The following is a 4,074-nucleotide window of genomic DNA, read 5'->3' as shown; positions in this document are numbered from 1 at the left end:
GCCGGAGGTTTGAGTGCTGCTAACATCAGTAATCCAACTGCCAATCCAACCAGCACCACTACCTACACTGTAACCAAAACCAATATTACCACTGGTTGCACAGATGATGATGAAGTAATAGTGGCGGTGAACAATGCAGCAGTAACAGCCAATGCCGGAGATGATTTTACCAAAACCTGTACGGCCAATGCAAGCGGCAAACAAATCGGAGAGGCCAATGATGCAGCCTTTACTTATTCCTGGTCACCAACTGCAGGTTTGGATAATGCCAGCATCAGCAATCCAACTGCCAATCCAACCAGCACCACTACCTACACTGTAACCAAGACCAATATTACCACTGGTTGCACAGATGATGATGAAGTAATAGTGACGGTGAACAATGCAGCAGTAACAGCCAATGCCGGAGATGACTTTACCAAAACCTGTACGGCCAATGCAAGCGGCAAACAAATCGGTGAGGCTAATGATGCAGCCTTTACTTATTCCTGGTCACCAGCTGCAGGTTTGGATAATGCCAGCATCAGCAATCCAACAGCCAATCCGGATGCAACTACAATCTATACTGTAACCAAGACCAATATTTCCAGTGGGTGCAGCAACACAGACATAGTAACTGTTACAGTAGATACTGAAACACCAGGTGCTCCGGGTATTTGCGTAGTGCAACCTTCACTGTGCGGACCAACAACAGGAAGTGTTACCATATTGAGTCCACTTGGTGCGGATTATCAATACAGTATTGATAATGGTGAGAACTGGCAGTCAGGTACCGTTTTCGACAATCTGGCTCCAGGCTCAGTAACTGGAATAAAGGTTAAAAAACTTAGTTCTGGTTGTATTTCAACTGCTGTCAGTTGCGACGCATCCAATTGTTCAATAGAAACCGGCGAAAGGTCACAAACGACGGGTTCAAAACAAACCATCGCTGCCACAACCATCAATATTGCTGAAATACCGGTGGAGCAGCTCACGGTAAAAGCCTTTCCCAATCCTTATAGTGATAAGGTAAGGCTGGTTATTAGCTCACCTGTAACAGGTCAGGGCAGTATCGAAGTGGTAAATATGCTGGGTCAGAAAATTAAGACAGTTTACCAGGGTAGAATTATTGCCGGTAACCAGGCTTTTGACGTGAACATACCATCCGCCCAGCGTTCCACCCTCATCTATATTTTCCGGATGGGAGGGAAGCAAATAACCGGGAAATTATTACAGTTAAACCAATAGTAGCATGGATATCATGCACACGAAAAGGATGCTGAAAAGCATCCTTTTTTTTTATGGGAGCAAAAAGACAGGCGAATCTTAGTTGTTTAAAATTGGGGATAAGTAACCCGCTTTTTGAAGCGGGTTAAAAAAATAGCCGGGTAAACCTCCGAGCCTATTGGAATTCACAAAAATTGCTATTACATTCGTCGCAAAGTGTCATCACTTCACCCTTCCCAAATCCATCTCCTCTAGAGCAATCAGCTTTTTGTTTTTTAGGCATAGCTATTCGCTATTGTAAATAAAAAAACACCCGTTATCATCACCTGCTAATCTCCTCGAAAACTACCAACATCCGCCTGCTGATTTCGTCAACAGTTTCTTTTTTATTACCGAAACCGAACCATTTATGAGTAATTCATTTACTCCTGCGCCTGCTGCTAATGCTGGTCATTTTACACATCAATCATCACCGGGTTACCAGCAAAAAATAAATAGCGAAAGCTTCATTTCCTCTCCTCACCTTAATACGATTTGCTACATGAAAAAACTATTACGCAAAACCGGCATGCTGGCAATACTGTTATTGCTGGCCAATTTGTTTTTTGTAAGTGAAAGTTTTGGACAGGCGACGTTGACGACAGATAAGCCGGATTATTATCCCGGCGATTACGTCATCATGACCGGTACGGGATGGACACCCGGCGAAACGGTGGAACTACATATCGTTTCCGACTGCGGATGCACAGACGAAATTCTAACCGCAGTGGCGGATGCAGATGGAAACATTTACAATAATGAGGTTTTAATTACAGAAGATCATTTAGGCGCTTCATTTGTTCTTACAGCAACAGGATTGACTTCGGGGTTGACTGCGGGAACGACATTTACCGACTCTCCCAGGATTAATGCAGTTGTTTCTGTAAGCCCAACTTCTAATTCTGCGTGTATTCCTTTATCCGGAACCGTATCAGTGACTTATAATGTCACTGCAACTAGGTCGGCAAATGGTACAGTTAACGGAACTTATACTGTTTCGGGGTTACCTACAGGAGTAACCGGTTCTTACTCACCTGCTACATTTACAGCAAACGGTGGATCTGCATTCCCTTCATCTACATTAACATTGACTATTTCCCCTACGGCATCTGCCGGGACTATAAATTTTTCTGTAAAATGTGCAGATGGCAGTGATGAAGGTAGTGGTACCGGCACTCTTGTGCTGTATGAAGTGCCAAACAATGTCTCCGGTGGTTTTACAGGAAATACAATTTGCGCTGATGGGACAGGTCAATTAACTTTTGATGCAAATAATAGCACATTTGTCATCCCATATACAATTACATATAAAGAAGCCAGCGGTGCCACAACGTGGAATCAAACTATAACCAGTGCTTCGTCATTTACTTTTAATGTTGCAGTAAACCCTACTACAACTACAAATTATACTTTGGTTTCAATTATAAATGGTAACGGATGTACACGAACTACAGGATTTCAGGATGGCACGGCCCAAATAACAGTTAATCCCTTACCGACTTGCTCAATAACCGGTGCTAATGGACCGGTTTGTCCATCTTCATCAAATGATTATACTGCACCCGGAGGAATGACAACTTATTTATGGGAAATAACTACAGGCAGTGCAACAATTGTTGCAGGTGAAGAAGATGATCAGATTGCAACGGTTGTAGCCGGCTCAGGTTGCAATACATCTTATACTCTTAAACTAACAATTACTGATGCTAACGGATGTACTTCAAGTTGTACTAAAGTTGTAACGATCCAGGATAATACAGCACCGGAGTTGATCACACCCGGAACAATCCCAAGCGGAGCAACGAGTCAGAACTTATGCTTAAGTGCCATACCGGCAGGACCAACAGCAGCAGCGATAGCCGCATTGTATAGTGATAATTGCAGTGCAGCAGTCACAGCAGATAAGAGCGGCACACCGACAGGAGATAATTGCAGTTGGAGTGTGACCTATCATTACGAGATATATGATGACTGCGGCAATCATGCAACAGATGTAGATATTACCTATAGCGGTGGCGATACAGAAGCACCACAGTTGACCGGTACATTACCAACAGGTCAAACAGGTCTGAACTTATGTTATAGTGCCATACCAGCAGGACCAACAGCAGCAGCGATAGCCGCATTGTATAGTGATAATTGCAGTGCAGCAGTCACAGCAGATAAGAGCGGCACACCGACAGGAGATAATTGCAGTTGGAGTGTGACCTATCATTACGAGATATATGATGACTGCGGCAATCATGCAACAGATGTAGATATTACCTATAGCGGTGGCGATACAGAAGCACCACAGTTGACCGGTACATTACCAACAGGTCAAACAGGTCTGAACTTATGTTATAGTGCCATACCGGCAGGACCAACAGCAGCAGCGATAGCCGCATTGTATAGTGATAATTGCAGTGCAGCAGTCACAGTAGATAAGAGCGGCACCCCGACAGGTACAGATTGCAACTGGACAGTGACCTATCATTATGAGATCTATGACGACTGTGGTAATCATGCAACAGATGTAGACATCACCTACAGTGGCGGAGATACAGAAGCACCACAGCTGACCGGTACATTACCAACAGGTCAAACAGGTCTGAACTTATGTTATAGTGCCATACCGGCAGGCCCAACAGCAGCAGCGATAGCCGCATTGTATAGCGATAATTGCAGTGCAACAGTCACAGTAGATAAGAGCGGCACACCGACAGGTACAGATTGCAACTGGAGTGTGACCTATCATTACGAGATCTATGATGACTGCGGCAATCATGCAACAGATGTGGACATCACCTACAATGGTGGAGATACGGAAGCACCAACGCTGAATGGCGT

At 44.3% G+C, this 4,074-nt stretch carries 2 protein-coding genes; both read left to right on the top strand.

Going from position 1 to position 4,074, the window contains the following annotated elements; genetic code table 11:
• The coding region (locus tag ACFEL9_RS19300; RefSeq protein WP_385893683.1) for a T9SS type A sorting domain-containing protein at positions 1-1,227 on the top strand (1,227 nt) is incomplete at its 5' end.
• Positions 1,228-1,615: 388 nt separating this feature from the next.
• Positions 1,616-4,074: hypothetical protein (locus ACFEL9_RS19295; RefSeq protein WP_385893681.1), on the top strand; the 2,459-nt coding region annotated here is incomplete at its 3' end.

It is taken from the genome of Terrimonas alba (assembly GCF_042434975.1).
GTDB lineage: Bacteria > Bacteroidota > Bacteroidia > Chitinophagales > Chitinophagaceae > Terrimonas_B > Terrimonas_B alba.
This window is presented reverse-complemented; position numbering and strand designations above follow the sequence as displayed.